Origin of the sequence: Zoogloea sp. LCSB751, assembly GCF_002028455.1 — a bacterium.
Taxonomy (GTDB): Bacteria; Pseudomonadota; Gammaproteobacteria; order Burkholderiales; family Rhodocyclaceae; genus Zoogloea.
In genome coordinates this window covers 111,739-136,195 of record NZ_MWUM01000004.1, presented here as the reverse complement: position 1 = coordinate 136,195, position 24,457 = coordinate 111,739, and the positions used below count along the sequence as shown (strand labels likewise).

23 protein-coding genes are annotated in these 24,457 nt (G+C 66.3%); 12 read left to right on the top strand and 11 right to left on the bottom strand.

From position 1 onward, the window contains the following. Positions 1–41: 41 nt before the first annotated feature. Together B4920_RS06465 and B4920_RS06460 are read left to right on the top strand one after the other, a co-directional pair. Positions 42–443: an MAPEG family protein gene (locus B4920_RS06465; protein ID WP_079433801.1), complete on the top strand. Its 402-nt coding sequence runs from the start codon at positions 42–44 to the stop codon at positions 441–443. A gap of 1 nt (position 444) precedes the next feature. Beyond that, positions 445–1,488 carry a PHB depolymerase family esterase gene (locus tag B4920_RS06460; protein ID WP_254050851.1) on the top strand — a complete coding sequence of 348 codons (1,044 nt, stop codon included), beginning with the start codon at positions 445–447 and terminating at the stop codon, positions 1,486–1,488. Between the two features lie 52 nt (positions 1,489–1,540). On the opposite strand, the gene B4920_RS06455 is transcribed toward B4920_RS06460, so the two are convergent. Continuing rightward, on the bottom strand, positions 1,541–2,317 hold the full coding sequence (locus B4920_RS06455) for a ferredoxin--NADP reductase (protein WP_079433799.1): 777 nt from the start codon (positions 2,315–2,317) through the stop codon (positions 1,541–1,543). Between the two features lie 98 nt (positions 2,318–2,415). Here B4920_RS06455 and B4920_RS06450 point away from each other — a divergent pair, with 98 nt between their 5' ends. After that, positions 2,416–3,342, top strand: a complete 927-nt coding sequence (locus B4920_RS06450) for a LysR family transcriptional regulator (protein WP_079433798.1) — start codon at positions 2,416–2,418, stop codon at positions 3,340–3,342. An 82-nt stretch (positions 3,343–3,424) separates the two neighbouring features. Further along, entirely contained in the window at positions 3,425–5,212 is a 1,788-nt protein-coding gene (locus B4920_RS06445) for a M61 family metallopeptidase (RefSeq protein WP_079433797.1), read from the top strand. Here the strand turns inward: B4920_RS06445 and B4920_RS06440 are convergent. From B4920_RS06440 to lexA, 4 genes are read right to left on the bottom strand one after another with little or no spacing between them, the layout of a single operon-like run. After that, the gene (locus B4920_RS06440; protein WP_079433796.1) at positions 5,185–6,558 is read right to left on the bottom strand and encodes an MATE family efflux transporter; all 1,374 of its coding nucleotides are present in this window, start codon (positions 6,556–6,558) and stop codon (positions 5,185–5,187) included. The genes B4920_RS06445 and B4920_RS06440 overlap by 28 nt on opposite strands. 36 nt (positions 6,559–6,594) lie before the next feature. After that, on the bottom strand, positions 6,595–8,052 hold the full coding sequence (locus B4920_RS06435) for a DNA polymerase Y family protein (RefSeq protein WP_079433795.1): 1,458 nt from the start codon (positions 8,050–8,052) through the stop codon (positions 6,595–6,597). Next, a complete protein-coding gene (gene imuA / locus B4920_RS06430; RefSeq protein ID WP_079433794.1) occupies positions 7,988–8,755 on the bottom strand; it encodes a translesion DNA synthesis-associated protein ImuA in 768 nt (255 codons plus the stop codon). Before imuA ends, B4920_RS06435 begins: the two co-directional genes overlap by 65 nt. Positions 8,756–8,781: 26 nt before the next feature. Continuing rightward, positions 8,782–9,384: a transcriptional repressor LexA gene (gene lexA / locus B4920_RS06425; protein WP_079433793.1), complete on the bottom strand. Its 603-nt coding sequence runs from the start codon at positions 9,382–9,384 to the stop codon at positions 8,782–8,784. A 313-nt stretch (positions 9,385–9,697) separates the two neighbouring features. Here lexA and B4920_RS06420 point away from each other — a divergent pair, with 313 nt between their 5' ends. The 3 genes from B4920_RS06420 (at position 9,698) to B4920_RS06410 (ending at position 12,845) form a co-directional block, all read left to right on the top strand. After that, on the top strand, positions 9,698–10,285 hold the full coding sequence (locus B4920_RS06420; protein WP_079433792.1) for a peroxiredoxin: 588 nt from the start codon (positions 9,698–9,700) through the stop codon (positions 10,283–10,285). After that, complete coding sequence (locus B4920_RS06415; RefSeq protein WP_079433791.1) at positions 10,251–10,730, top strand: peptidylprolyl isomerase; 480 nt, start codon at positions 10,251–10,253, stop codon at positions 10,728–10,730. The genes B4920_RS06420 and B4920_RS06415 overlap by 35 nt, the downstream gene beginning before the upstream one ends. Before the next feature lie 90 nt (positions 10,731–10,820). Next, positions 10,821–12,845, top strand: a complete 2,025-nt coding sequence (locus tag B4920_RS06410; RefSeq protein ID WP_079433790.1) for an ABC transporter ATP-binding protein — start codon at positions 10,821–10,823, stop codon at positions 12,843–12,845. Between the two features lie 28 nt (positions 12,846–12,873). Here the strand turns inward: B4920_RS06410 and B4920_RS06405 are convergent, their stop codons facing one another. Beyond that, complete coding sequence (locus B4920_RS06405; RefSeq protein WP_079433789.1) at positions 12,874–14,568, bottom strand: transglycosylase SLT domain-containing protein; 1,695 nt, start codon at positions 14,566–14,568, stop codon at positions 12,874–12,876. Positions 14,569–14,784: 216 nt separating this feature from the next. Between B4920_RS06405 and B4920_RS06400 the strand changes: the two genes are divergently transcribed. Continuing rightward, on the top strand, positions 14,785–15,735 hold the full coding sequence (locus B4920_RS06400) for a diguanylate cyclase (protein WP_368664710.1): 951 nt from the start codon (positions 14,785–14,787) through the stop codon (positions 15,733–15,735). 2 nt (positions 15,736–15,737) lie between these two features. Here the strand turns inward: B4920_RS06400 and gloB are convergent, their stop codons facing one another. Beyond that, positions 15,738–16,499, bottom strand: a complete 762-nt coding sequence (gene gloB, locus B4920_RS06395) for a hydroxyacylglutathione hydrolase (RefSeq protein ID WP_079433940.1) — start codon at positions 16,497–16,499, stop codon at positions 15,738–15,740. 35 nt (positions 16,500–16,534) lie between these two features. Between gloB and B4920_RS06390 the strand changes: the two genes are divergently transcribed. Genes B4920_RS06390 through dnaQ form a run of 3 tightly spaced genes read left to right on the top strand, consistent with a single transcriptional unit; the run spans position 16,535 to position 18,484 of the window. Next, the gene (locus B4920_RS06390; protein WP_079433787.1) at positions 16,535–17,305 is read left to right on the top strand and encodes a class I SAM-dependent methyltransferase; all 771 of its coding nucleotides are present in this window, start codon (positions 16,535–16,537) and stop codon (positions 17,303–17,305) included. Then, entirely contained in the window at positions 17,292–17,762 is a 471-nt protein-coding gene (gene rnhA, locus B4920_RS06385) for a ribonuclease HI (RefSeq protein ID WP_079433786.1), read from the top strand. Before B4920_RS06390 ends, rnhA begins: the two co-directional genes overlap by 14 nt. Then, complete coding sequence (gene dnaQ / locus B4920_RS06380; RefSeq protein WP_079433785.1) at positions 17,759–18,484, top strand: DNA polymerase III subunit epsilon; 726 nt, start codon at positions 17,759–17,761, stop codon at positions 18,482–18,484. The genes rnhA and dnaQ overlap by 4 nt, the downstream gene beginning before the upstream one ends. Before the next feature lie 5 nt (positions 18,485–18,489). Here dnaQ and B4920_RS06375 read toward each other — a convergent pair whose 3' ends face one another. Both B4920_RS06375 and B4920_RS06370 read right to left on the bottom strand, forming a co-directional pair. Beyond that, positions 18,490–19,635 (bottom strand): NAD(P)/FAD-dependent oxidoreductase, encoded by a 1,146-nt coding sequence (locus B4920_RS06375; RefSeq protein WP_079433784.1) that lies wholly within the window; start codon positions 19,633–19,635, stop codon positions 18,490–18,492. Next, the gene (locus tag B4920_RS06370; protein WP_079433783.1) at positions 19,635–20,387 is read right to left on the bottom strand and encodes a fused MFS/spermidine synthase; all 753 of its coding nucleotides are present in this window, start codon (positions 20,385–20,387) and stop codon (positions 19,635–19,637) included. Before B4920_RS06370 ends, B4920_RS06375 begins: the two co-directional genes overlap by 1 nt. Positions 20,388–20,448: 61 nt before the next feature. Here B4920_RS06370 and B4920_RS06365 point away from each other — a divergent pair, with 61 nt between their 5' ends. Then, entirely contained in the window at positions 20,449–20,751 is a 303-nt protein-coding gene (locus B4920_RS06365) for a hypothetical protein (protein WP_079433782.1), read from the top strand. 5 nt (positions 20,752–20,756) lie between these two features. Here the strand turns inward: B4920_RS06365 and B4920_RS06360 are convergent, their stop codons facing one another. Both B4920_RS06360 and mutS read right to left on the bottom strand, forming a co-directional pair. Then, complete coding sequence (locus B4920_RS06360) at positions 20,757–21,725, bottom strand: hypothetical protein (RefSeq protein WP_079433781.1); 969 nt, start codon at positions 21,723–21,725, stop codon at positions 20,757–20,759. Continuing rightward, complete coding sequence (gene mutS / locus B4920_RS06355; RefSeq protein ID WP_079433780.1) at positions 21,722–24,253, bottom strand: DNA mismatch repair protein MutS; 2,532 nt, start codon at positions 24,251–24,253, stop codon at positions 21,722–21,724. The genes B4920_RS06360 and mutS overlap by 4 nt, the downstream gene beginning before the upstream one ends. Positions 24,254–24,457 lie beyond the last annotated feature (204 nt).

Genomic DNA, 24,457 nt, shown 5'->3' with positions numbered 1-24,457 from the left:
CGGTAAGCTAAGGCACTTCGTCCATCAAAAATGTTCCTGCCATGTTGTCTGCCTCGCCTCTGACCGCCGGTGTCACCCTGTTGATCGTGTTGTTGATGTTCGGAACGAGTTTTGCCGTCGGCAAGGGGCGTCACAAGTACGGCATCCAGGCGCCGGCGGTGATCGGCCACCCAGTGTTCGAGCGACTGTACCGCGTGCAGATGAACACCCTCGAATGGGCGGTGATGACGCTGCCTTGCCTGTGGATCTGCGCGGCCTATGTGAGCGACGGTATCGCTGCGCTGCTGGGCGGAGTGTGGCTGGTCGGGCGCATCTGGTATGCCGTCGGCTACGCGCGGGCGCCGGAGAAGCGGGCTGGCGGTTTCACCGTGGGGGCACTGGCCTTTGGTGCGCTGGGCTTGGCCGCAGGCGGTGGCGTGTTGTGGAGCTTGATCGGTGCGTGAGTTGAAGATCGTCGCACTGGCGCTTTCGCTCGAGGTGGCGCTGCCCGCGGCCGTGCTGGCGGCTCCGCCCTTATCCGCCGTGGGTGCGAAGGCGGACTCGGTCACTGTGTCGGGCATCTCGTCCGGCGGCTATATGGCGGTGCAGTTCCAGGTTGCCTGGTCGCGGTTCGTCAAGGGCGCCGGCATCCTGGCGGCGGGGCCGTATGACTGCGCGGAGGGCAGCGTCTGGCGCGCGCTCGTCAATTGCATGTCGCCGCAGGCCTGGGCCCAGTTGCCGATGCCCGCCGAGATGCGTGCTCGCGTCGACGCCCGTGCCCGCAGCGGACTGATCGACCCGCCGACGGGACTGGCCGACGACAAGGTGTGGGTGTTCAGCGGTGGCGGCGATCGTACCGTCGCGCGTCCGGTGGTGGATGCGCTGGTCGCGTTCTACCGCCAGTGGGTGCCGGCGTCGGCGCTGCAGGTGGTGAGTCTGCCGAACGCGGGGCACGCGATGATCTCCGTTGCGGACGCGCATCCGAATGCCTGTGCGACGTCGGAACCGCCTTATATCAACCGCTGCGGTGATTTCGATGCGCCTGGCGAACTGTTGCGCAGCCTGTTGGGGCCGCTGCAGCCACGCGTCCGGGCGGATGCTGCCGCGCTGCAGGCCTTCGACCAGCGTCCCTTCATCGACGGCCCGGCCATTGATGCAGGGCTGGCCGAGCAGGGCTATGCCTATGTGCCGCGCGCTTGTCGCGCGGGGGGCTGCGCGGTGCACGTGGCCTTTCACGGTTGCCTGCAGGGCGAAGACCAGATCAGCCGGCGTTTTGTCGAGGGGGCGGGCTACAACGAGTGGGCCGAGGCGAACCGGCTGATCGTGCTCTATCCGCAGGTGGCGGCGCGCAGCGGCCTGGCCTCGGGTTCCTGGCGCTGGCTCTACAACCCGAAGGGCTGCTGGGACTGGTGGGGCTACGGGTCGCCGGACTACGCCACGCAGAAGGGGCCGCAGATGATCGCGGTGCGGCGCATGCTTACCCGCCTGACCGAGCCGGCCGGGCGGTAAACGACAAAGTCCGGCCGGAGCCGGACTTCGCTGGGGTTGGAGGCGCTTTGTATTATTTTTCGACGAAAGCGCGTTCGATCACGTAGTCGCCGGGGGCGCCGATGTGCTCGGAGATCTTGAAGCCGAGGCCATCGAGCATCTTGCAGCAGTCGTCGAGCATGGCCGGGCTGCCGCAGATCATGGCGCGGTCCTGGGCCGGGTCAATGACCGGCAGGCCGGTGTCTTCGAAGAGCTTGCCGGTGGTGATCACTTCGGTCACGCGGCCCTGATTGCGGAACTCTTCGCGGGTTACTGTGGGGTAATACACCAGCTTGTTGCGCACTTCCTCGCCGAAGAATTCGTTCTGCGGCAGTTCCTGCTCGATGAACTCGCTGTAGGCCAGCTCGGACACATAGCGCACGCCGTGCAGCAGGATGACCTTTTCGAAGCGCTCGTAGGTTTCCGGATCCTGGATCACGCTCATGAACGGAGCGAGGCCGGTGCCGGTGGAGAACAGATAGAGGTTGCGGCCGGGCAGCAGGTCGGACAGCACCAGGGTGCCGGTGGGCTTCTTGCTGATCACGATCGGGTCGCCCGGCTGGAGGTGCTGCAGGCGGGAGGTCAGCGGGCCGTTGGGGACCTTGATGCTGAAGAACTCCAGGTGCTCCTCGTAGTTGGGGCTGGCGATGCTGTAGGCGCGGGTGAGCGGGCGACCTTCCACTTCCAGGCCGATCATCACGAACTGGCCGTTGTCGAAGCGCAGGCCGGCGTCACGGGTGACCTTGAAGCTGAACAGGGATTCGTTCCAGTGATGGACGGACAGGACGGTTTGGGTGCTGAGTTTGCTCATGGCGGCGACGGAGTGGATTGCGGTAGTGCAGCAATTTTAACCTGCCTGTAAGATCGGTAAAATGGATTGTATCTATATACATATTCTGTTTTGCAGATATGAAATACACCTTACGCCAGCTGGAAATCTTCGTCGCGGTGGCACGCCAGGAAAGCGTGTCGCGGGCGGCTGACGAACTGGCCCTGTCCCAGTCGGCGGCGAGCACTGCGCTCGGCGAATTCGAGCGCCAGTTCGACACTCAGCTGTTCGACCGCATCGGCAAGTCCCTGCGTCTCAACGAGCTGGGGCGGGTGCTGTTGCCCCACGCGGTGCAACTGCTCGAACACGCGGTGGAGATCGAATCCTTGCTGGCCCGGCAGACCGATTTCGGGCCCCTGCAGATCGGCGCGACGCTGACCGTCGGCAACTACTTGGCGACGCTGATTGCTGCCGATTTCCTGCGCCGCCACCCCCGCGCCCAGGTAAAGCTGAGAGTGCATAACTCGACGACCATCGTCGATCAGCTGCTCCATTACGAGCTCGACCTGGGGCTGATCGAAGGCACCTGCCGGCACGCCGATCTGTTGGTGGAGCCGTGGGTGGAGGACGAACTGGTTGTCTTTTGTGCGCCTTCGCACCCGCTGGCGAAGGCCGGGCGGATCGGCCTCGACGAGCTGGCCGGCCAGGACTGGATCCTGCGCGAGAGCGGCTCGGGGACGCGGGAAACCTTCGATCAGGCGTTGCGCCATTTCAACGGTGAGCTCAAGGTGCGCTTGGAACTGGAGCACACGGAGGCGATCAAGCGGGCGGTGGAGAGCGGCGTGGGCATCGGCTGTATTTCACGGTTGGCGCTGCGCGAGGCCTTCCGGCGCGGCAGCCTGGTGCCGGTGGAGACGTCGGAGCTGGATTTGCGCCGCCAGTTCCAGTTCGTGACCCACAAGCGCAAGTACGTGACCGCCGGCATGCGCGAGTTCATCGCCCTGTGCCGGCAGATGACGGCCGGCGCGGCGCGCAGCGATCTGATCGATCTGCCTTTCATTCCCTGATGACGGGTGCGTTGGCGGCACGCTATAAGCCGCGTGGCGAGTAGAATCACGGCTCCGTCACATTTCCGCACCGATCGATTCCATGCCTTGCTCCGTCCGGTTCACCATCCAGGCCGCACAGCCGGCCGCCCATCTGTTCGACATCACCCTGCGCATCGAGCGCCCCGACCCGGCGGGGCAGGTTCTCAGCCTGCCGGCCTGGATTCCCGGCAGCTACATGATCCGCGAGTTCGCCAGAAACGTCGTCAGCCTGACCGCCAAGGCCGGTGCCCGCCATCTGGCGGTGGTCAAGCAGGACAAGCACACTTGGGTGTTGCCGGCGCGGCTGGATGAGCCGGTCACGGTGAACTACACGGTGTATGCGTGGGATCTGTCGGTACGTGCGGCACACCTGGACCAGACCCATGGCTTCTTCAATGGCACGAGCGTCTTCCTGAAGGTGCATGGCTGCGAGCAGCAGCCCCATTTCGTGGATATCCGCCCGCCGCGCGGCCTGAAGGATGCAGGCTGGCGTGTGGCCACCAGCCTGCCGGAAGCGGCCGGCGAAGCTGGCGCGGCAGAGCGCTACGGTTTCGGCCTGTACCGTGCGGAAGATTACGACGCGCTGATCGATCATCCGGTCGAGATGGGTACGTTCACCCTCGCCGAATTCGATGCCTGTGGTGTGCCCCATGCGGTGGCCATCACCGGGCGCCACGATTGCGATACGACGCGCCTGGTCGCCGACCTCAAGCCGATCTGCGAGGCACAGATCCGGCTGTTCGGCGAGCCCGCGCCGATGGACCGCTATGTATTCCTGACCATGGCCGTGGGTGACGGCTACGGCGGCCTCGAGCACCGGGCCTCCACCGCGCTGCTGTGCAGCCGCAACGATCTCCCGTATGCGGGCATGGACGAGCCGACGGAGGGCTACCGGCAGTTCCTCGGCCTGTGCAGCCACGAGTACTTCCATACCTGGAACGTCAAGCGCATCAAGCCGGCGGCCTTCGTGCCCTACGACCTGACGCAGGAAGGCTACACGCGCCTGCTGTGGGCCTTCGAGGGTTTCACCTCCTACTATGACGACCTGATGCTGGTGCGTAGCGGCCGGATCTCCGAGAAGGACTACCTGGCGCTGCTGTCGAAGACCATCACGCAGGTGCACAAGGGCAGCGGCCGTCGCAAGCAGAGCGTGGCGGAGTCGTCCTTCGAGGCGTGGACCAAGTATTACCGCCAGGACGAGAACAGCCCCAACGCCATCGTCAGCTACTACACCAAGGGCTCGTTGGTGGCCCTGCTGCTCGACCTGCGCCTGCGCGCGGACAGCAAGGGCGCCCGCAGCCTGGACGATCTGATGCGTGCGCTATGGCAGCGTCACGGACTCACCGGCGTCGGCGTTGAGGAGGAGGGCATTTTCGCGCTGGCGGCGGAACTCGGCGGGCCGGCACTCGGGCGCTGGCTGCGCGAACTGGTCGAAGGGACCGACGAGCTCCCGCTGGATGCCTGGCTCAAGCGCCTGGGGCTGACCCTGGCCTGGGAGGCGCCGAACGGTAGTCCGGGCCTGGGCGTACGCACTGCGGCCGACGGCGATGCGCTCAAGCTGGCCAACGTCTACGACGGCGGTGCGGCGCAGGCGGCCGGGCTGTCGGCGGGGGACGTGCTGGTCGCGCTGGACGGCATCCGCATCACCAGTGCCAATCTGGACAAGCTGCTGGCCCGCCGGCTGGCCGGCGAAACGGTGCGTGTGCATGCCTTCCGGCGGGATGAGCTGATGGAGTTCGAGGTGGAACTGCAGGCCGCGCCGGCGGATACCGCCAAGCTGGCGCTCGCCGAGCGCAGTTCGGGCCAGGCCAAGACCTTGCGTCAGGGTTGGCTGGCTGCCTCAGCCTGACCTCGCGCCACGCGGTACAGGTAAGCACCGAAGAGCAGTGCCGCGGCAATGTTGCTGAGCACCGCGGCTTGCCAGAAGCCTGCCACGCCCTGGGGCGCCAGCAGCGTGCCGAGCCCGTAGAAGGCCAGGCCGTAGCCGCCTGCCAGGCCGATGCCCCAGAAGCACAAGGTGTGCACCAGCATCGGGCCAAAGGTGATCTTGTAGCCGCGCAGGGCGTGGGCGGCCACGGTCTGGATGGCGTCGAAGAACTGGTAGAGCCAGATGTAGATCATCAGTGAGGCTCCCAGCTGATGTACCGCGGGGTCGTTGGTGTACGCGGCAAAGATCGGGTCGCGGGCCAGCCAGATGGCGGTGGCGACGGCCGTCGACAGGCTGGCTGCCAGGATGATGCCGACTTTGGCCGCATGACGGGCGCCTCGTCCATCCCGCGCACCGACGGCCTGGCCGACCAGTACAAGGGTGGCGATGGCGAGGGCCAGCGGGAGCATGTAGATCAGCGCCCCGAGGTTGCCGACGATGCGGTGGCCGGCCACCACCGATGCCCCCAGTTTGGCGACGAGCAGGGCGATCAGCGTAAAGGCCGTGATCTCCACGAAACTCGAAAAGCCCATCGGCAGGCCCAGCCGCAGCAACTCGGCGAGTACCCGTGGATGAGGCGCCTGCCAACGGGAAAAAAGCCGATAGGCGCTGAAGATGGGCGATCTGGCCATGTGGAAGAGGGCGCAGAAGAGTGCAAGCCAGCCGACCGTGGCGCTGGAGACGGCGCAGCCGGTGCCGCCCAAGGGGGGCATTCCAAGATGGCCGTTGACCAGCGCCCACGACAGGGGAATGTGCACCGAGGTCGTGGCCAGGCTGATCACCATCAGCACCCGGCTGTGCCCCAGCGCATTGGTGAAGGCGTAGAAGGTCCGGTAGAGCAGCACTGCCGGCAGGCCCCAGGCGATGTTGCCGAGGTAGTCGCGCGTGAGGGCCTCGACTTCGGGGCTCATCTCGCTGAGCTGCAGCAGCCAGTCCGGTTGGGTAAGCGACACCACGCCCGGGATGGACAGCAGCAGGGCCAGCCAGAAGCCCTGCTGGAGGGTAGGGCCGATTTCCTGGTGGCGGGCTGCGCCGACATGGTGGGCGACGGTGGGGGAGACGGCCTGCAGGATACCCACCAGCAGCATCACGATGGAAATGTAGATGCCGCTGCCGACTGCGACGGCGGCCAGGTCCGTGGTGCCATAACGGCCGCTCAGGACCGTGTCGCTGACCATCTGGGTCATGGACGACAGCTGGGCGACGAGTACCGGCCAGGCGATTTCGAGGATGCGCCGGACGAGGCTGGGCGAGGGTGACGATTTCATGAGGCGCGTAGTCTAGCCCAGCTGGACAGGCGTCCTTCAGGCGAAGTAGCCGTGGAGGTACCAGCCATGGGGGGCGCCCCTCTCCCGGAAGACCCAGGCCAGGCAGCCATCCTGTGTGCGGGCAACGAAATAATCCCGGCCTACCGTAGCTTCCGGCCCATCCCACCAGCCGGATTCGATGCGTTCCGGGCCGGCGAGGAGGCTCCAGGGCTGTGGTGCGGGGATGGCGCGGGGCTCCGGCAGCAGCCACAGGGGGCGAGGTGACGGTGGCAGCGGGATGGGCGTCGAGCGGGTATGGACGGGCCCCGGGACCGGAGGCTCGATCCAGCGCCAGGCCTTCTCGGGGCGGTGATCGGGGTGCGGTGTCAGGCAGCGTACTGCTTGGTCGCCAAGGCGTGCGCGCAGGGTGGCTACCAGCAGGCCCGCGTCTCCCCGATGCTCGTCATCCCCCTCGAAAAGTTCGCCCGCGGAGGGCGCCAGCGGACACGGCAAGTCTGCCGCGAGACGCAGGGCGTCCACGGCGGCCGGCAGGGGCAGGCGGTTCAGGTGTTCGCGGGCCAGCAACTGGCAGCGCACCATATCCCGGGACAGGACACCGAGGACGATCTCGACGGACGTTTCCGGCACCTGGCTGTTGCGTTCGAATTCCAGCACCAGGGTGAAACGCTCCACGCCGGCCTGGCGGGCATCCAGCCAGCCGGCCAGGCCGGCAAGCAGGCGACGAGTGGCGAACAGCAGGGTGTCGGCCTGCCCGGACGGCGTCGGCAGCGGCAGGCGGGACAGATAGCGCTCGGGGGGAGAGAACCACGAGCGGGGATCGGGGACATGCCCGTAAGCGCGATCGATGGCGTCGGTGACTGCCTGGGCGTGACGTCGTGCCAGGCCGTGGCGGGGCAGGCGGCGCACTTCTCCCAGGGTGGCATGGCCGGTTCCGGTGAGCAGGTCCAGGTTGTCGGAGCCCACCGGCGTGCCTTCGGCGAGGGCGCGCAGTGGCAGCCGGTCGAGCCGCTCCGCAAGCGGTTTCCCGACGTCGTCCCCGGTGCCGAAGCGGGCCAGCCAGCGGGCGGCCAGTGCTGTCTGCGCGAAGGCCAAGCGGGCATGAAAGCCCAGCTCTTCGATTTGCCGGGTGATCTGCCGGCCCAGGGGGGCGAGTCCGCCGAACAGGCGCAGGCAGGCCTCCACTTCGAGGAGGACGGTATTGGGTGGGTCGAGGCTGACGGCAGGCGTGAAGCGTCCGGCCCAGCTGGCAATGTCGATCAGGGCGGCATGTTCGAGCGACGGCGCTCGATCGACCAGGCACAGCTCGGGCGCTATGGCCAGTGCGCTGGCCCGGCCAAGCCCTGGCTCCACGCCGCACGCCATTGCCGCCGGATCCGCGGCCACAATCCGCCGGCGAGGATGGCCATCGAGGACTGCAAGCGGGGCGCTTTCACTGCGCCCTCGTGTGAAGACCTGAAGGGGTAGATCGGGCAGGTAAAGGGCGCACCAGAGCATGCTTGCCGGGAGAGGAGGGGGGCTGTAAAGCGGCTGTTGCGGGGGAGGGCGCAGTGTCGCCGTCGGGCCGCGAGCCTTCGCCCGGCCACGGAAGCTGGAGGGCCAGAGCTGCGGCCAATTGCGGTCCCCGGCGCTTGAGGATGCGGATCCCGACCCCACCGCGACAGGGCGTGAGCGCCAGCCGCAGGACGGCCGGTGAGGGCTGGTGGGCGGCACTTTCCGGACGGAGCAGGATCAGGGGGGTGCCGCTCTCCTCGGCGGCCAGTTGCAGGCGGCGCAGCGCTCCCATGTCGGCCTCGGCCAGCCACAGCAGGACTACCTCGCAACTGCGGGAGTCGAGGGCCTGACGAGCCGCCCAGCGGGCATGGGCGGAGCTTTCGGCCTGGACGATGAGGAGTCGATCGAGGGGTACGCCTGCGGCAGCCAGGGCTGGCGCATAGGGCAGACCGGGCGGAGCGATGCAGGCCGCCCAGCGTCCGGAGGGCACTGCCGCAAGCTGGGGTAACAGCAGGCCCAGTTCACCGACACCGTTGCGGGGCAGCAGCAGTTCGGTCAGTGCGGCGGGGGGCCAGCCACCACCCGGCAGGGCTGCGTCCAGTGCGGCATGGCCGGTCGGTCGCCCGGGCAGGACCGGCGTCGCCAGCTGGTCACCGCGCCAGACCAGGTGGTCCAGGGGTGAGGCGACGGAGGCGGGCGCGGCCATGGCGTGACTTAGCCTTGCAGGCGGGATCAGAAGCTGTCGTTGCGGATGAGGCCGACGGCGATGCCTTCGATCTCCAGCGGGGCACTGCGGGTGTCCACGACGATGGGCTCGAAGTCCGGATTGGCCGGCAGCAATTCGACGATGGGGCCCTTGCGGGTCAGGCGTTTGACCGTGACTTCGTCCTCCACGCGGGCGACGACGATCTGCCCGTCCCGGACCTCGGTGGTGCGATGGATGGCCAGCAGGTCGCCGTCGAGAATGCCGGCATCGCGCATGCTCAGGCCACGCACCATCAGAAGGTAATCGGCCCGTGGGGAAAACAGGCCCGGATCCACCTGGTAGCGGCCCTGCACATGCTCGGCGGCGAGAATGGGGCTGCCGGCGGCGACCCGCCCGATCAGCGGCAGGCCGAGGGCTTCTTTCAGGCGGATGCCCCGGGCACGACCTTCTTCCAGGGAGATGACGCCCTTGGCGGCCAGCGCGCGCAGATGGGTTTCTGCTGCGTTGGGCGAACGGAAGCCGAAGGCGCTGCAAATCTCGGCCCGGGTTGGCGGACGCCCTTCCAGCTCCACGGTGTCGCGGATGAGCTGGAGGATTTCCTGTTGGCGGGGAGTGAGATTGTCGGACATTGGGGGCTCCTGTGAGTCTTGTGTAATTTTATACAGCTTGCGCTGAATGGCAAGCAGTGAGTGCCATGGACTTGCCGGGTGCGCCGTGCCGGCAAGCGTGACAAACTTCAGGCCACTGTCACAAATCACTTGAGGCGCCGCCCGCGGTGGACTATCCATTCAAGAGCATGCCTTCTCCTGATGGATGCAGGTGTGGCAAGCTGGCCACGGAGCCGCCGCCGACATATCTCGAAGACAAGACGCGCCACACGAATCGATTCGCCCAACCCCCACGGGCTCCCGAGAGCCCCCAGCCCCCGGAGGAGAGATGCCCATGTACGTCAGCCCGCAACACGCTTCGGGTAGAGTTCTCAGCGCTGCTCGGTTAGAATCCTCCGACTCGCCGGTGGTGCCTTGCGAAGGTTCGCCCGCTCCGCTCTTTTCCCTGCCCGATGCCGACATGGAAATGTTCGATCTGGCTTCGGTGCTGGGTTCCAAGCATGTGGTCCTGTACTTCTATCCCCGTGACAACACCCCCGGCTGCACGCGTCAGGCCATCGATTTCAGCGATCACGATGCCGATTTCGCGCAGGAAGACTGCATGGTGATCGGTGTGAGTCCCGACGACTGCCTGACCCATGCCGATTTCCGCGATCAGCACGGCCTGTCGGTGGAGTTGCTGTCCGATGAGGATGGCGATGTGTGCCGTCTTTACGGCGTGTGGTTGTCGGGCATGGTCGATGGGGTCGCCAAGCGCAGTGTGCGTCGCTCGACTTTCATCATCTCCAGCGACGGGGTGGTGCAGCATGTGCTGCACGATGTGAATCCGCGCGGTCATGCCGCCGAAGTCTTCCAGCTGATAAAGCAACTCAACTCAAGGAATGTAAATGGAAATCGCCAAGAACACGATCGTCACGCTTGACTACAAGGTTACCGACCCGGATGGCAACGTGATCGACGACGGCCAGCATCCGCTGGTTTACCTGCATGGCGGTTACGACGGCATCTTCACCGTGATCGAGGAAGCGCTGCACGGCAAGAACACCGGTGACAGCCTGAAGGTCAAGCTGCAGCCGGAAGACGCCTTTGGCGAGTACGACGAGGAGCTGGTGCTGGTGGAAGACGCCACCCTGTTCCCCGACAACATCGAAGTCGGCATGTCCTTCGAGCGCGTGGGCGAGGATGGCGAGGACGAAATGGTCTACCGCATCACCGACATCGCCGACGGCAAGGTGGTGGTGGACGGTAATCATCCTCTCGCCGGCACGGCGCTGCTCTTCGACATCACCGTCAAGGGCGTGCGTGCAGCCAGCGCCGAAGAAATCGGCCATGGCCACGTGCACGGTGAAGGCGGCCATCACCACTGATGTGCCTATTGGCCGGCGCTCGGGAGTCATTCCGGTGCCGGTCAGCCCGGACTCGATAAACGGGCCGCATTGCGGTCCGTTTTGTTTGCAATGAATAAATCGGAAACGGACATTCAGGCCCTGTTGCAGGTGGACCATCTGCAGGTGGAGCTGGGCGTTCCAGGTCGGCGCGTATGCCCGGTGGATGGCGTCAGCTTCGATGTGCCGGCTGGACGCACCCTCGCCTTGGTTGGGGAGTCCGGCTGTGGCAAGTCGATGACCGCGCTCGCCTGCATGCGCCTTCTTCCAGCCGGCGGACGGATCTCGGAAGGCTCGGTACGTCTCGGCGGTGAAGCGCTGCACAGCCTGCCTGAAGCGCGGATGCGCGACATCCGGGGCAGCCGCCTGGCGATGATCTTCCAGGAGCCGGCCACCAGCCTCAACCCGGTCATGACGGTTGGCGACCAGATTGGCGAGGTGCTGGTCCGTCATCGGGGAATGCACGGCCAGCCTGCCTGGAACGAGGCGGAACGCCTGCTCGAAGCAGTTGGCATTTCCGACGCACGCCGGCGCCTGGCCGAGTACCCATTCCAGCTATCCGGCGGCATGAAGCAGCGGGTCATGATCGCCATTGCCCTGGCAGGCGACCCGCAGATCCTGATTGCCGACGAGCCCACCACGGCGCTGGATGTGACGATCCAGGCCCAGGTGCTGGACCTGCTCGCCGACCTGCAGGCCCGGCGGGGCATGGGCATGCTGCTGATCACCCACGATCTGGGTGTGGTGGCACGCATGGCGCACCGGGTTGGCGTGATGTACGCCGGCGAACTGGTGGAGACCGGTGAGCGCGAGGATTTCTTCAGCGCACCGCTGCATCCCTATTCCCGCAAACTCTTTGCCGCACTGCCGACCCAGGCACAGCGGGGCAAGGCGCTGGAGACCATCCGTGGCCAGGTGCCCCGTCTCGGCGCCCATCGGCAGGGATGCCGCTTTGCCGACCGCTGCCCCCAGGCGCAGGATCTGTGCCGCCAGGTGGCGCCGGCCATGTACACGGTCGGCCATCAGACCGTGCGCTGCCACCTCTACGATCCGGCCGCGCCGATTGGCTGGCTGCCGGAGTCGCCGGCCGGCCTTGAATCCGGCGTTGCGGGTCCGGCCACGGCCGGCGGAGCGCTGGAGGTGGAAGGCCTGCAGGTCCATTTTCCGGTCCGCAAGGGTTTGTTCCGCCGGGTCGTCGGCCACGTGAAGGCTGTGGACGGGGTGTCGCTGAAGGTGCCGGCCGGGGAAACCCTGGCCCTCGTCGGCGAGTCGGGCTGCGGCAAGACCACCGCGGGCAAGGCGCTGCTCAGTCTGCTGCCGGCCACCGGGGGCTCGGCCCGGTATGGCGGCCACGAACTGCTCGAACTCAGCCCCCGCGAGTGGCAGCCTCTGCGGCGGGATCTGCAGATGATCTTCCAGGACCCCTTCAGCTCCCTCAATCCGCGCATGCGGGTCGGCGAGATTCTGGAGGAGGGGATGGAGGCCCTCAAGGTTGAGAAGACCGCCGAGGCGCGTGCACTACGGGTCGAAGCCCTGCTCAAGCGGGTGGGCCTGGACCCGGCGATGCGCCATCGTTTTCCCCACGAATTCTCGGGCGGGCAGCGCCAGCGCATCGCCATCGCCCGTGCGTTGGCGGTATCGCCGAAGCTGATCGTCTGCGACGAGCCGACCAGCGCCCTCGACGTGTCCGTCCAGGCGCAAATCCTCAATCTGCTGCGGGAGTTGCAGGCGGAATACGGCCTGTCCTACCTGTTCATCACCCACAACCTGGCTGTCGTGGATTATCTGGCCCACCATGTGGCGGTGATGTACCTGGGGCGGATCGTCGAGCAGGGGAGTGTGGAGGAGGTGCTGAGAGCGCCCAGCCACCCCTACACGCGCATGTTGCTGGCGGCCGTGCTGCGGGTGGATGAGCATGGTGGGGGCGTACCTCCCGGGGGCGACACGACCCATGGAGATCTGCCGTCCCCGCTGGCACCGCCTGCAGGTTGTCACTTTCATCCCCGCTGCAGCCAGGCGATGGAGGTTTGCCGGAAGACCTATCCGGAGGAAACCCGGCTGTCTCCGACTCGCGTGGTGCGCTGCCATCTTCACTGAAGGCGGGTGCCCGCGCGGGCACCCGCCTTCAGTGATGCTTCTTTTCCTTGCTTGAGCTGTCCTTGGCATCCTTGGACTTGCTGCCACCGTCCTTCTTGTCAGCGCTGTCTTTCTTGTCAGACTTGTGGCTGCCTTCCGCCTTGCTATCGCTGGATTTGTCTTTTCCCGCGGCCTTTTCCTTGCCCTGGGATTTCTCGGAGGCCTTTTCCTTATCAGGGGCCTTCTCTTTCGTAGAGGAAGCGGATTTGTCCTTCGAGGATGGCTTTTCGGGGGCGGCTTTCTCGCCCTGCCTGTCTGTGCTTTTGCCCTTGGCTTGCTTGCCGTGCGGTGCCTCTTTCGCCTGATCCTTGTCCTTGGCAGAAGAGGTGTCGCTCTTGCTGTGGGTGGAAGAGAACGGCTTGATCGGCGGACTGCTGACCGGCACCTTGCGTTCGATCACCGTCGGCTTGCCGTTACGGCCACGTACGACGGTGCGCTGGACGATGAAGGTGGGGGGCTCGATGGCGCCGGCCTGGGGCTTGGTCGGTAGCATGTTGGTGAGGGTGATGCGCTCGCCTTCGCTCTCCGACGGCACGATCAGGGTGTAGCCAGTGCCGATGCGGGCCCGCGGCGACAGTCCGTTGACCTGCCGCAGCCGGCTTGCCGAGATGCCCAGCCGGTCGGCCACGCCTTCCAGGGCTTCACCCTCCTGGAGCTCGTAGGTCTTCCAGCTGGCGCTGGCCGGATCGTGTTTTTCGAGGTTGCTGAGGAAGGTGTCCACCCTGTCGGCTGGAATGATCAGCGACTGGGTACCGTTGGTCGGCAGCACGGGGCGCTTGTAGCCGGGGTTGAGGGCGAGGATTTCCTCGACCGGCGTTTCGGCCAGACGGGCGGCCGTCGCCAGATCGAGGGGGACGCGACTCTCCACGGTGGCGAAGTAGGGCCGGTTGGGAATCGCCGGTAGCGTGATGCCGAACAGCTCCGGCTGGGCCACGATGTTCTTCAGTGCCTGCAGCTTGGGCACGTAGTAGCGTGTTTCGCCGGGCATGTTTAGGAACTGGTATTCGGTCGGCTGGCCGGCAGCCCGATTCTTGGCCACGGCCCGGCCGACCGCGCCTTCGCCCCAGTTGTAGGAGGCGAGGGCCAGGTGCCAGTCGCCGTGCATCTCGTAGATGTATTGCAGGTAGTCCAGCGCGGCGTTGGTGGATGCGACCACGTCGCGCCGTTCGTCCACCCACCAGTTCTGTTCCAGCCGGTAGCTCTTGCCGGTGGACGGGACGAATTGCCACAGGCCGGATGCCTGGGCCGAGGACAGGGCCATCGGATTGAAAGCGCTCTCCACCATCGGTAGCAGGGCCAGTTCGGTGGGCATGCCGCGGCGCTCCAGTTCATCGACGATGTAATAGAGGTAGCGCTGGCCGCGGCTGAAGATCTGGCGCAGGGCGGCGGGGCGGTTGATGTAGTAGATTTGCCGGTCGGTCACCAGGTCGGTGTTGAGGTCCGGCATCGAGAAGCCGCGGCGGATGCGTTCCCACAGGTCATCGGGCGCCACCGTCAGATCGATGGTCGGCACCTTGACGTGCTGATCCCGGATCTCGAAGGTCTGCGTCGTGGGCGATGCACCGTTCGCATTGAAGAGCGACGGGGCTTGGGCCACCTGCAGCGGGGCCTGGCCGTTTTCAGCGGCCATCAGCGGCGCGACCCAGGTTAGAGAAAGGAGCAGCGCGATAACTCTTGGAAACATCAGGATTCGTCGCGCAAAAAGCAAAGGCGGAATTCTATCTGCCCGCGTACAGGGGGGTCAAACCGCGGGCCGCGCCATTCCGCAACAAATCCTTGCGCTCCGTGGGGGGCGGAGGGCGCCATTTCAAGCCCATTTAGGGCACAATCCCCCTCAGGGCAGGTCCTGCCCTGATCCGTTTCCCCACTTATTGTCCGAGAGCGTTCAGTGAAAGCGTTGTTGATTGAGGATACCCTGACCAGTGCGACGCTGGTCTCCCATCAACTCCGCAAGATCGGGATCGAGCCTATCGTCGCACGCAACGGCGAAAAGGGTATCGAGCTGTTCAAGCAGGAACGCCCGGACCTGGTCCTGCTCGACATCATCATGCCGGGCATGGACGGTTTCGAGGTGGCGCGGCGTATCCGGCAACTGGAGCAGGCCGGCGAATGGACGCCGATCCTGTTTCTCACCGCGCGCACCAGCGACGAAGACCTGGAGAAGGGTATCGCCGTCGGTGGCGACGACTACCTGATCAAACCTGTCTCGGAAACCGTGCTGGCCGCCAAGGTGCGGGCCATGCAGCGCATCGCCCAGATGCGTTACTCGCTGCTGGTGCTGACCCGCAAGCTGGACGAAGCCAACCAGGAGCTGACCCGTCTTTCCTCCCTGGATGGCCTGACGGCCATCCCGAACCGCCGCCAGTTCGATGACACGCTGCAGTCCGAGTGGCGCCGTGCCAGCCGGCAGGGGCGTCCGTTGGCGCTGCTGTTCTGCGACGTGGACTTCTTCAAGCAGTTCAATGATGGCTACGGGCATCAGGTGGGAGATGAATGCCTGAAGGCGGTGGCCCGCATCCTGAAAGGCAGCCTGCGTCGGCCGGCAGACCTGGTGGCCCGCTATGGCGGCGAAGAATTTGCGGTCATCCTGCCGGATACCGACATCGCCGGTGCCCTGCAGGTGGCAGAAACCATGCGCTCGTCGGTCGAGGGCTTGAGCATCACCCACCGCTATTCCCGCGCCAACACGGTGGTGACCATCAGCATCGGCGCCGCATCGGTGATACCGGGGCGCGGCGATGTCCGCTCGGCAAATCTGGTCAAGGCTGCCGACGACGCGCTGTACCAGGCCAAGCAGGGTGGGCGGAATCGTATCGCCGCAGCGGCGGCCGTCACGTCACCGCCGGCCTGATCCTAGAAGCGGTTCTTCCATTCCCGGATCGCGGCAAACACCTCCACCGGATCGGTGAGCGCACGTCCGGCTTGCACCTCGGCCTGGCGGATCACTGCGGGCTCGCCGGTCCGCAGGAAGGGGTTGCTGTCGATTTCGCCGGCCAGCGCGAAGGGCACGGTCGGTTGATTGGCCGCGCGTAATGCCTCGCTCGCGGCGATGCGCTTGGCGACCGCGGCATTGTCCGGTTCGACGGCTGCTGCGAAAGCCAGGTTCGACAGGGTGTATTCGTGCGTGCAATAGACCCGGGTCTCACCCGGCAAGGCTGCCAGCTTGGCGAGTGAGGCGTACATCTGGGCCGGACTTCCCTCGAAGAGCCGTCCGCAGCCGGCAGCAAACAGGGTGTCGCCACAGAACAGCGAGCCTTCGCCGTAATAGCCCACATGACCGGCGGTGTGGCCCGGGATGTCCAGCACCGTGAAGGATGCGCCGATGCCCGGCAGGCGGACTTCCTCGCCCTCCGCTGCCGGATGGCTGATGCCGGCGATGTCCTCCCGCGCCGGCCCATATACGGGCACCGGGGTTGCGGCGAGCAGGGCCGGCAGGCCGCCGACGTGGTCGGAGTGGTGATGCGTGACGAGGATGGCCTCCAGGGTCAGCCCTTCGTCGGTCAGGTAGCGCAGCACCGGTGCGGCGTCGCCCGGATCCACGACCACGGCGTACCGTTCGTTGCGGAGGACCCAGATATAGTTATCGCGGAACGCGGGAAGAGGGATAATCTGCATTTGGTCATTGTAGCCGCTGTACGTCCGCATCCGACATGCCCTCTTCCGAATCCTTTCCCGGTCTCCATGCATGGCTTGAAACCCCGTTGGGTGGCTACGTGATGGCGTGGGAGAAAGCGCGTTTCGACACGCTGGTGGCGGACATCTTCGGCTACAACGCAGCGCAGCTGGGGCTGCCCGAGTTCGATCTGTTGCAGACCAACCGGATGCCTTTCCGTTTTCGTGCCGGGGCCGGCAAGGTGCAGGTGGAGCTCGACTACGCTGCACTGCCCTTTGCCGCGGCCAGCCTGGATCTGGTCGTGTTGCCCCACGTGCTGGAATTCGCCGCCAATCCGCACCAGGTGTTGCGGGAGGTGGAGCGGGTGCTGGTGCCGGAAGGGCATGTGGTGATCGCCGGCTTCAATCCCCTCAGCCTGTTCGGGATGAAGCGCCTGCTGGCTCGGGAAGCCTGTGCTTACCCGTGGCACGGGCAATACCTGTCCCTGCGACGCATCAAGGACTGGTTGGCGTTGCTCAGCTTTGAGGCCAACTGTCAGGCCTCGGGCTGCTATGTGCCGGCCATGGAGCAGCAGAAGTGGATCGAGCGCCTGGCTTTCATGGATGCCGCGGGTGACCGCTGGTGGCCGATTGGCGGTGGGGTGTACATCATCCACGCCATCAAGCGGGTGCAGGGCATGAGGCTGATCATGCCCAAATGGGAACGCAAGGCGGCGGCACGTGCGCTGGCGCCCCTCATTCAGAAGACGGGTTCCCGCAAGGGACGCCCGCAGACAACCCTGGTCGAGAAAGATTTTGGACGAGATTGATATTTATACGGACGGCGCCTGTTCGGGCAATCCGGGCCCGGGCGGCTGGGGCGCGATCCTGCGCGCCGGTCCCCACGAGAAGGAGCTGTGGGGCGGGGAGCCCGCCACCACCAACAACCGGATGGAGCTGCTGGCGGTGATCCGCGCACTGCAGGCCCTCAAGCGCCCGGTTGCAGCGCGTGTGCATACGGACTCCCAGTACGTGCAGAAGGGCATTTCCGAGTGGATCCATGGCTGGAAGGCACGGGGCTGGAAGACCGCCGCCAAGGAGCCGGTCAAGAACGAGGACCTGTGGCGCGCCCTCGACAGCGAGGCGTCCCGCCACCAGATCCGCTGGCTATGGGTCAAGGGCCATGCCGGCCACCCGGAGAACGAACGGGCCGACGCCCTCGCGCGGCGCGGCGTGGATGCCGTGCGCAAGACAGGAAAAATAGTGGATACAGGAGTTGCGGCATGAGACAGATCGTTCTCGACACGGAAACCACCGGCCTGGACTGGAAGAGCGGCGACCGGGTGATCGAAATCGGTTGCGTCGAGCTGGTTGACCGCAAACTGACCGGACGCCATTACCACGTCTTCATCAACCCGAAGCGGGACATCGATGCCGGCGCGATTGCGGTGCACGGCATCACCAATGAATTCCTGGCCGACAAGCCGGTGTTCAAGGACATCGTCCAGGAGTTTGAGGAATTCGTTGCCGATGGTGAGCTGGTCATCCACAACGCGCCCTTCGACGTGGGCTTCCTGAACTATGAGCTGAGCCTGCTGGGCCGGCCCTTGCTCACTGCGATCTGCCCGAGCGTGATCGACACCCTCAGGCTGGCCAAGGAACAGAACCCCGGCAAGAAGGCGTCCCTGAACGCCCTGTGCAGCCTGTACGAGATCGACAACACGCACCGCACCCTGCACGGCGCACTGCTCGATGCGGAGCTGCTCGCCGATGTCTACCTGGCCATGACCCGTGGACAGGAAAGCCTGATCATGATGCTCGACGAGCCGGCCGCCCAGGTGGACGATGGCGACACCGGCGGCCCCATCGAGCGCCCGCCACTGCGGGTGCTGCGCGCGTCCCCGGAAGAGCTGGAAGGCCACGACAAGGTGCTCGGCGAGATCGCCAAGGCCAACAAGGGCAACTGCCTGTGGCTGCCGCCTGCGCCGGCCGACGCGCCGGCAACCTGAAACCCTCAAGGAAACGTCGGGCTATCCCGTGTTTCCTTGTCCCACGGGTGCTGGCCCAGCGCGGCCAGCACTGCATCCGCCAGGGCCAGGCAGCTCGTGAGGCCCGGCGATTCGATACCGAACAGCTCGACGAGGCCCGGCGCGCCATGCTCCCGCGGGCCGAGCAGCATGAAATCGGCGGCCGCTTCCTCGGGGCCGTGGATCTTCGGCCGTACGCCCGCATAGGCGGGTAGCAGCGCGCCGTCCGGCAGGTCGGGCCAGTAGCGGCGCACGGCGGGGTAGAAGGACTCGGCGCGCGTCGGCGCCACGCCGTAGTCCGGCGCATCGATCCATTCCACGTCGGGGCCGAAACGAGCTTGCCCACCCAGGTCCAGCGTCAGGTGCACGCCCAGCCCGGCGGCCTCTGGGATCGGGTAGATCAGGTGGCTGAACGGGGCCTTGCCCTGCAGCGTGAAGTAATTGCCCTTGGCGAAATGGGCCTTCGGCAGGCGTGCTTCCGCCAGACCGCCAAAACGGCGGGCCAGCGGCACGGCGCCCAGGCCGGCGGCGTTGACGACGCTACGGGCGTGCAGCTTCAAGCTTGCATCGCCACCCACTTCGAGGGCAAAGCCGCTCGCGATGCGCTCGCCGCGCAGCACCGGGCTGTGGGTGACCAGTGTGGCACCAGCCGCCTCGGCGTCGCCAAGCAGGGACAGCATCAGCGCGTGGCTGTCGATGATGCCGGTGTCCGGCGACAGCAGGGCGCCGACGCAGCGCAGCTCAGGCTCCAGCGCGACGGCTTCGTCGGCGTGCAGGCGGCTCAACCCCGTCACGCCGTTGGCGGCGGCGCGGCTGGCGATGGCATCCAGTTGCGGTAGCTGGGCGTCGTCCGTCGCCACCAGCAGCTTGCCGGTGCGGCGGTGGGGAATGGGACGCTCGGCGCAATAGGCGTACAAGGCCTGGCGGCCCGCCATGCACAGGCGGGCGCGCCAGGAGTTCGTCGGATAGTAGAGCCCGGCGTGGATCACCTCGCTGGAGCGGCTGGAGATGCCGCTGCCGAAGCGCTCCGTGGCTTCGAGGATCAGCACTTCACGTCCAGCCTGGGCGAGGGCGCGGGCGCAGGCCAGGCCGACGACGCCGGCGCCAATCACCACGCAGTCCACGCGCTCCATCAGAAGGCGATCCGTCCGTCCGGCAGTTGCCCCGACTTGTCCAGCCGTTTGAGGCTCGGCTTGAGGTCGAGGCCGCTGGCAGTCTTGAGTTCGGAAGCACGCTCGCCGAGCGCGGCCAGCGATGTTTCCACCGGATTACCAGCGTGGGCGAAGACCACCACGTTGCCGCTGGGGCAGGGCGGCAGCGCGAACACTCGCCCGTCGAAGGCTTCGCCCAGGCGCTTGAGCTGTGTCTTGAAACCGCGGATCTGCCCGAACAGGTTGACGCTCAACAGACCGTTGGGCGACAGCCGCGCCCTGCAAGCTGCGTAGAAGGCCTGGCTGGCAAGTTTGCCGGCGCGGGCATTGCGATCGAAGCCATCCACGACGATCAGGTCCCACTGGCTGTCGTCGTTGACGACGAAATGCACGCCGTCGCCAATCATCACCTGCAAGCGCTCATCCTCGGGCGGCAGACGGAAATACTGGCTGGCCACCGCATGGACTTCCGGTGCGATCTCGACGACGGTGGTGCGGGCTTGCGGCAGGTGGCGGTGGATGAACTTGGCGATGGAGCCGGCGCCAAGGCCGATCAGCAGCACCCGCTCGGGCCACGGTGCGGCCCGCAGCAGCAGGCCTGCCATCATCTCGCGGGTGTATTCGAGTTCCAGCGCGTCCGGCTTACGGATGCGCATCGCGCCCTGCACCCACACCGAGCCAAAATGCAGGTAGCGGACGCCGGATTCTTCGCTGATATCGATGGGCACGGTCATGACGTTTTATTTGTTGCGCTGCGGTAATATGGGCTTGAAATCATTGCGGAGCCTTCACACCATGGCCACTTTCGAAAACCACGACGCGGAACTCCTGTCCATCGACCTGGAAATCGCCCGCCTGGCCCAGTTGTGCGACATCAGCCTGCTGGAGCCCGGTATCGCCGAGGGCGTGCTGCGCGGCGACAAGAACCTGTGCCCATCGGACAACCCGGTCGCCTGGGACAAGCTCCGCGGCCTGCTGGTGCTGCATTATCACGTGGTCAGCGAAGTCGCGGCGACCGATGGCGTCGATGCGGCGGCCGACAGCGTTCGACGCGCGCTGGAGCAGGTCATGGGACGCATGAACCCGCAACAGCGCTGAGCGTTTCAGTTGGACTTTTCCGCCTGTACCGGGCTGTATGGGCGCGCGGTGTAGCGGAACAAAGGCTGTCGGCCCGGCTCCACGTCCACCTTCACCCAGCCCATGAAGGGCGAACCGAAGGTTTCCAGGCGGGTGAAGTTCTTTACCACTTCGCCGCTGGCCGGGTCGCGCAGGGGTTTGTCGATGCGGTGGAAATGGGTGTCGCCATGCACCAGTACGACTTCGCCGGCAAAGCCCTTCGTCTCGGCGAGGAGCTGTTCCAGCAGCGCCCGGTAGCCCTTGTTGGGCTTGCCCTGGCTGAAGTCCTCGATATCCGGGTTGGCCTGCATGGCCAGCATCACGCCTTCCAGGCCCCGGCTGCGGGCCAGTGCAAAGCCGTCGGCAATCCAGGCTTTCAGCGCGGCGCTGCGTTGCACGAACTCATCACTGGGCCGGCTGCCGTTGCCGTAGTTGTTGTCGCTGCCGGGAATGTTGAGTGACAGGAACAGCACCGGGCCGATCTGCCAGCGCAGGTTCTCGCGGTAGGCGGTATGTTCGGGCACGCCAGCCTGGGACTCCACCTTCATCGGATTTTGTCCCAAGGTCCGGGTCGGTTCGGCAAAGAACAGCCGGCGCAGCGTGGCGAGCCGCTCCAGCGGGTCGTAACCGCCGTTGTTGCTGCGGTGGCAGTCGGTCCATTCGTTGTCGCCAAAGGCGAATATCAGCGGATGAAAGCTGGTCTGGAACAGCTGGAGCCGGTCCTCGAACAAGGCATCGTCGCAGCGCTCACCGCCGTTCTTGATGTCCCCGTCGTGCAGCACGAACTTGAGCGGCTCGGCGTTCATCTCAGCGATCAGGCCGGGCAGGTTGAGGCGCTCGAAGCGGTTGTAGGGCGTATCGCCGAACAGGCCGAAGCTGAACGGCTCGGTGGCGGACGCCGACAGCGCGAGGAGCGCGCCGGAGCAGGCGAGGGCGAGGCGGGCGAAGGTCTTCATGCGGTCAGGCGTTTGAGTTCATAGAGGGCTTCCAGGGCTTCCCGTGGCGACAGGGCGTCCGGGTCGATGTTCGCCAATGCACCCAGCACCGGGTGGCCGGTGGTTTCGGGTTCTTCCGGCGGCAGGCTGGCGAACAGGTCGGCTTGTGGGCCGGCGCTGATCTCGCGGTTCTCCAGCGCCCGCAGGCGGCGCTTGGCGTCGCGCACCACAGCCGACGGAATGCCGGCCAACGCGGCCACTTCGATCCCGTAGCTCTGGCTGGCCGGTCCTTCCTCCAGCGCGTGCAGGAAGACGATGCCGTGGTTGTGTTCGACGGCATCCAGGTGCACGTTGGCGCATTCCGGGTAATCCTGGGCTAGGCGGGTCAGCTCGAAATAGTGCGTGGCGAACAGCGTCCAGCAACGGTTCTTGTCGAGCAGGTGGCGGGCGATGGCCACCGCCAGTGCGACGCCGTCGAAGGTGGAGGTGCCGCGGCCGATCTCGTCCATCAGCACCAGGCTCTGGTCGGTGGCACCGTGCAGGATGGCGGCGGCCTCGGTCATCTCGACCATGAAGGTGGAGCGGCCGGAGGCCAGGTCGTCCGAGGCGCCGATGCGCGTGAAGATCGCATCGACCGGTCCGATTCGCGCCGCGCTGGCCGGCACGAAGCAGCCCACGTGGGCGAGCAGCACGATCAATGCGACCTGGCGCATCGTGGTCGATTTACCGCCCATGTTGGGGCCGGTGATCAGCAGCATGCGGCGGGTCGGGTCGAGGCGGGTGTCGTTGGCGATGAAGTTCTCCACCTGCCGTTCGACCACCGGATGGCGGCCGCCGACGATCTCGATGCCCGGCTGCTCGCTGAACTCCGGCATCGCGTAGTTATAGCGCGCCGCCGCTTCGGCGAAGGCCGACAGGCCATCGAGCAGCGCGCAGGCGCGGGCGATGCGCTGGAAGCGCGGGATGTCGCTGGCGAGCTGATCCAGGACGCCTTCGTACAACAGCTTTTCGCGGGCGAGGGCGCGCTCCTGCGCCGACAAGGCCTTGTCCTCGAAAGCCTTCAGCTCCGGGGTGATGAAGCGCTCGGCGTTCTTCAGCGTCTGGCGGCGGCGGTAGTCTTCCGGCAGCTCGCCCTTGGCGGCGTTGGCCGCGGAGATCTCGATGTAGAAACCATGCACCCGGTTGAACTCGACCTTCAGGTTGGCGATGCCGGTGCGCTCGCGTTCGCGGGCTTCGAGTTCCAGCAGGAAGGCGCCGCAGTTGGTCTGGATACCGCGCAGCTCGTCCAGGTCGGCATCGAATCCGCTAGCGATCACGCCGCCGTCGCGCAGCACAGTGGAGGGTTCCGGGGCGATGGCGCGGCTGAGCAGGTCGAGGGCATCGTCCGGCGTGGCCAGCTCGTCGAGCATGTGCCCGAGCAGCGGCGCCTGCGGCGTGCCGAGGGCCGCACGAAGTTCGGCCAGCCGGCCGAGGCTGTCGCGCAGCGCCGACAGATCTCGCGGGCGGGCGCTGCGCAGCGCGACGCGGGCGGTGATCCGCTCCACGTCCGACACGCCGCGCAGGATGCGACGCACCGGTTCCACCGGACCTTCGCCCAGCTCGCCGACGGCCACGTGGCGGTGAGCCGCTGCGGCGCGGTCGCGCAGCGGGTGGTGCAGCGCGTGGCGCAGCCAGCGCGAGCCCATGCTGGTCGCGCAGGTGTCGAGCAGCGACAACAGCGTTGGTGCCGCCTCGCCGCGCAGGGTTTCGGTGAGTTCCAGGTTGCGCCGCGTGGCGGCATCCAGGCGCAGGTAGGCGCTGTCGCGCTCGGCGGTGAGGGCGGTGATGTGGGCCAGGGCCTGGCGTTGGGTGGCCCGGGCGTAATCGAACAGCGCGGCGGCGGCGGCCAGGGCCACCGGCATTTCGTCGGCGCCGAAGCCGGCCAGGTCGCGGGTGCCGAAATGGGTGGTGAGCAGGCGGCGCGCGGTTTCCGCGTCGAACTGCCAGTCGGCCAGGCGGCGCAGGCTGGGGGCCAGGTGCTCCAGCAGCGGCAGGCGCAGGCCGTCGGGGATCAGCACCTCGGCCGGGCGCAGGCGCTCGAACTGGGCCGCCAGCTGCGGTGCATCGCATTCGAGCACGCGGAAATCCCCGTTGGCGAGGTTGAGCCAGGCCAGGCCCAGCACGCCCCGGTGCAGGTTGACGGCCAGCAGCGGCGCGTCGGCCTTGTCGTCGAGGAGGGCCGCGTCGGTGAGCGTGCCCGGCGTGACGATGCGCGACACCGCGCGCTCCATCGGCCCCTTGGTGGCGCCAGGGTCGCCGACCTGCTCGGCGATGACCACCGACTCGCCCATCTTCACGAGCCGCGCCAGGTACTGCTCGACCGCGTGATGGGGCACTCCGGCCATCTTGATCGGCTGGCCGGCGGAGCTGCCGCGGGTGGTCAGCGTGATGTCCATCAGGCGCGCGGCTTTCTCGGCGTCTTCAAAAAAGAGCTCGTAGAAATCGCCCATCCGGTAGAAGAGGAGGGTGTTGGGGTGCTCGTACTTGATGCGGATGTATTGCTGCATCATCGGCGTATGGCCGTGCAGCAGCTCGTCGAGTGACTTCTGGTTGCCCGTTTGTTCTTTTGTAGTCAATCTGTTACCCAGCTCTTCGTAAAACGCGCCCGGCCTGCAGGCGACGGAAAATCATGCCGGTTGCGCCGTTCGGCGTAACTTTTGGCGTAACCCGACAGTCTACCGGGGCAGGCGGTGCTGATCCACGGCGGCATTGCA

Excerpts from the sequence above, each read along its gene's own strand:
- B4920_RS06440 (WP_079433796.1), bottom strand. The coding sequence starts at position 6,558 with ATGAAATCGTCACCCTCGCCCAGCCTCGTCCGGCGCATCCTCGAAATC.
- B4920_RS06450 (WP_079433798.1), top strand. The coding sequence starts at position 2,416 with ATGAAATACACCTTACGCCAGCTGGAAATCTTCGTCGCGGTGGCACGC.
- B4920_RS06390 (WP_079433787.1), top strand. The coding sequence starts at position 16,535 with ATGCCCTCTTCCGAATCCTTTCCCGGTCTCCATGCATGGCTTGAAACC.
- B4920_RS06375 (WP_079433784.1), bottom strand. The coding sequence starts at position 19,635 with ATGGAGCGCGTGGACTGCGTGGTGATTGGCGCCGGCGTCGTCGGCCTG.
- B4920_RS06405 (WP_079433789.1), bottom strand. The coding sequence starts at position 14,568 with ATGTTTCCAAGAGTTATCGCGCTGCTCCTTTCTCTAACCTGGGTCGCG.
- imuA (WP_079433794.1), bottom strand. The coding sequence starts at position 8,755 with ATGGCCGCGCCCGCCTCCGTCGCCTCACCCCTGGACCACCTGGTCTGG.
- lexA (WP_079433793.1), bottom strand. The coding sequence starts at position 9,384 with ATGTCCGACAATCTCACTCCCCGCCAACAGGAAATCCTCCAGCTCATC.
- B4920_RS06370 (WP_079433783.1), bottom strand. The coding sequence starts at position 20,387 with ATGACCGTGCCCATCGATATCAGCGAAGAATCCGGCGTCCGCTACCTG.
- B4920_RS06410 (WP_079433790.1), top strand. The coding sequence starts at position 10,821 with ATGAATAAATCGGAAACGGACATTCAGGCCCTGTTGCAGGTGGACCAT.
- B4920_RS06445 (WP_079433797.1), top strand. The coding sequence starts at position 3,425 with ATGCCTTGCTCCGTCCGGTTCACCATCCAGGCCGCACAGCCGGCCGCC.
- gloB (WP_079433940.1), bottom strand. The coding sequence starts at position 16,499 with ATGCAGATTATCCCTCTTCCCGCGTTCCGCGATAACTATATCTGGGTC.
- B4920_RS06420 (WP_079433792.1), top strand. The coding sequence starts at position 9,698 with ATGTACGTCAGCCCGCAACACGCTTCGGGTAGAGTTCTCAGCGCTGCT.
- mutS (WP_079433780.1), bottom strand. The coding sequence starts at position 24,253 with ATGATGCAGCAATACATCCGCATCAAGTACGAGCACCCCAACACCCTC.
- B4920_RS06465 (WP_079433801.1), top strand. The coding sequence starts at position 42 with ATGTTGTCTGCCTCGCCTCTGACCGCCGGTGTCACCCTGTTGATCGTG.
- B4920_RS06415 (WP_079433791.1), top strand. The coding sequence starts at position 10,251 with ATGGAAATCGCCAAGAACACGATCGTCACGCTTGACTACAAGGTTACC.
- B4920_RS06360 (WP_079433781.1), bottom strand. The coding sequence starts at position 21,725 with ATGAAGACCTTCGCCCGCCTCGCCCTCGCCTGCTCCGGCGCGCTCCTC.
- B4920_RS06455 (WP_079433799.1), bottom strand. The coding sequence starts at position 2,317 with ATGAGCAAACTCAGCACCCAAACCGTCCTGTCCGTCCATCACTGGAAC.
- B4920_RS06435 (WP_079433795.1), bottom strand. The coding sequence starts at position 8,052 with ATGCTCTGGTGCGCCCTTTACCTGCCCGATCTACCCCTTCAGGTCTTC.
- B4920_RS06365 (WP_079433782.1), top strand. The coding sequence starts at position 20,449 with ATGGCCACTTTCGAAAACCACGACGCGGAACTCCTGTCCATCGACCTG.
- dnaQ (WP_079433785.1), top strand. The coding sequence starts at position 17,759 with ATGAGACAGATCGTTCTCGACACGGAAACCACCGGCCTGGACTGGAAG.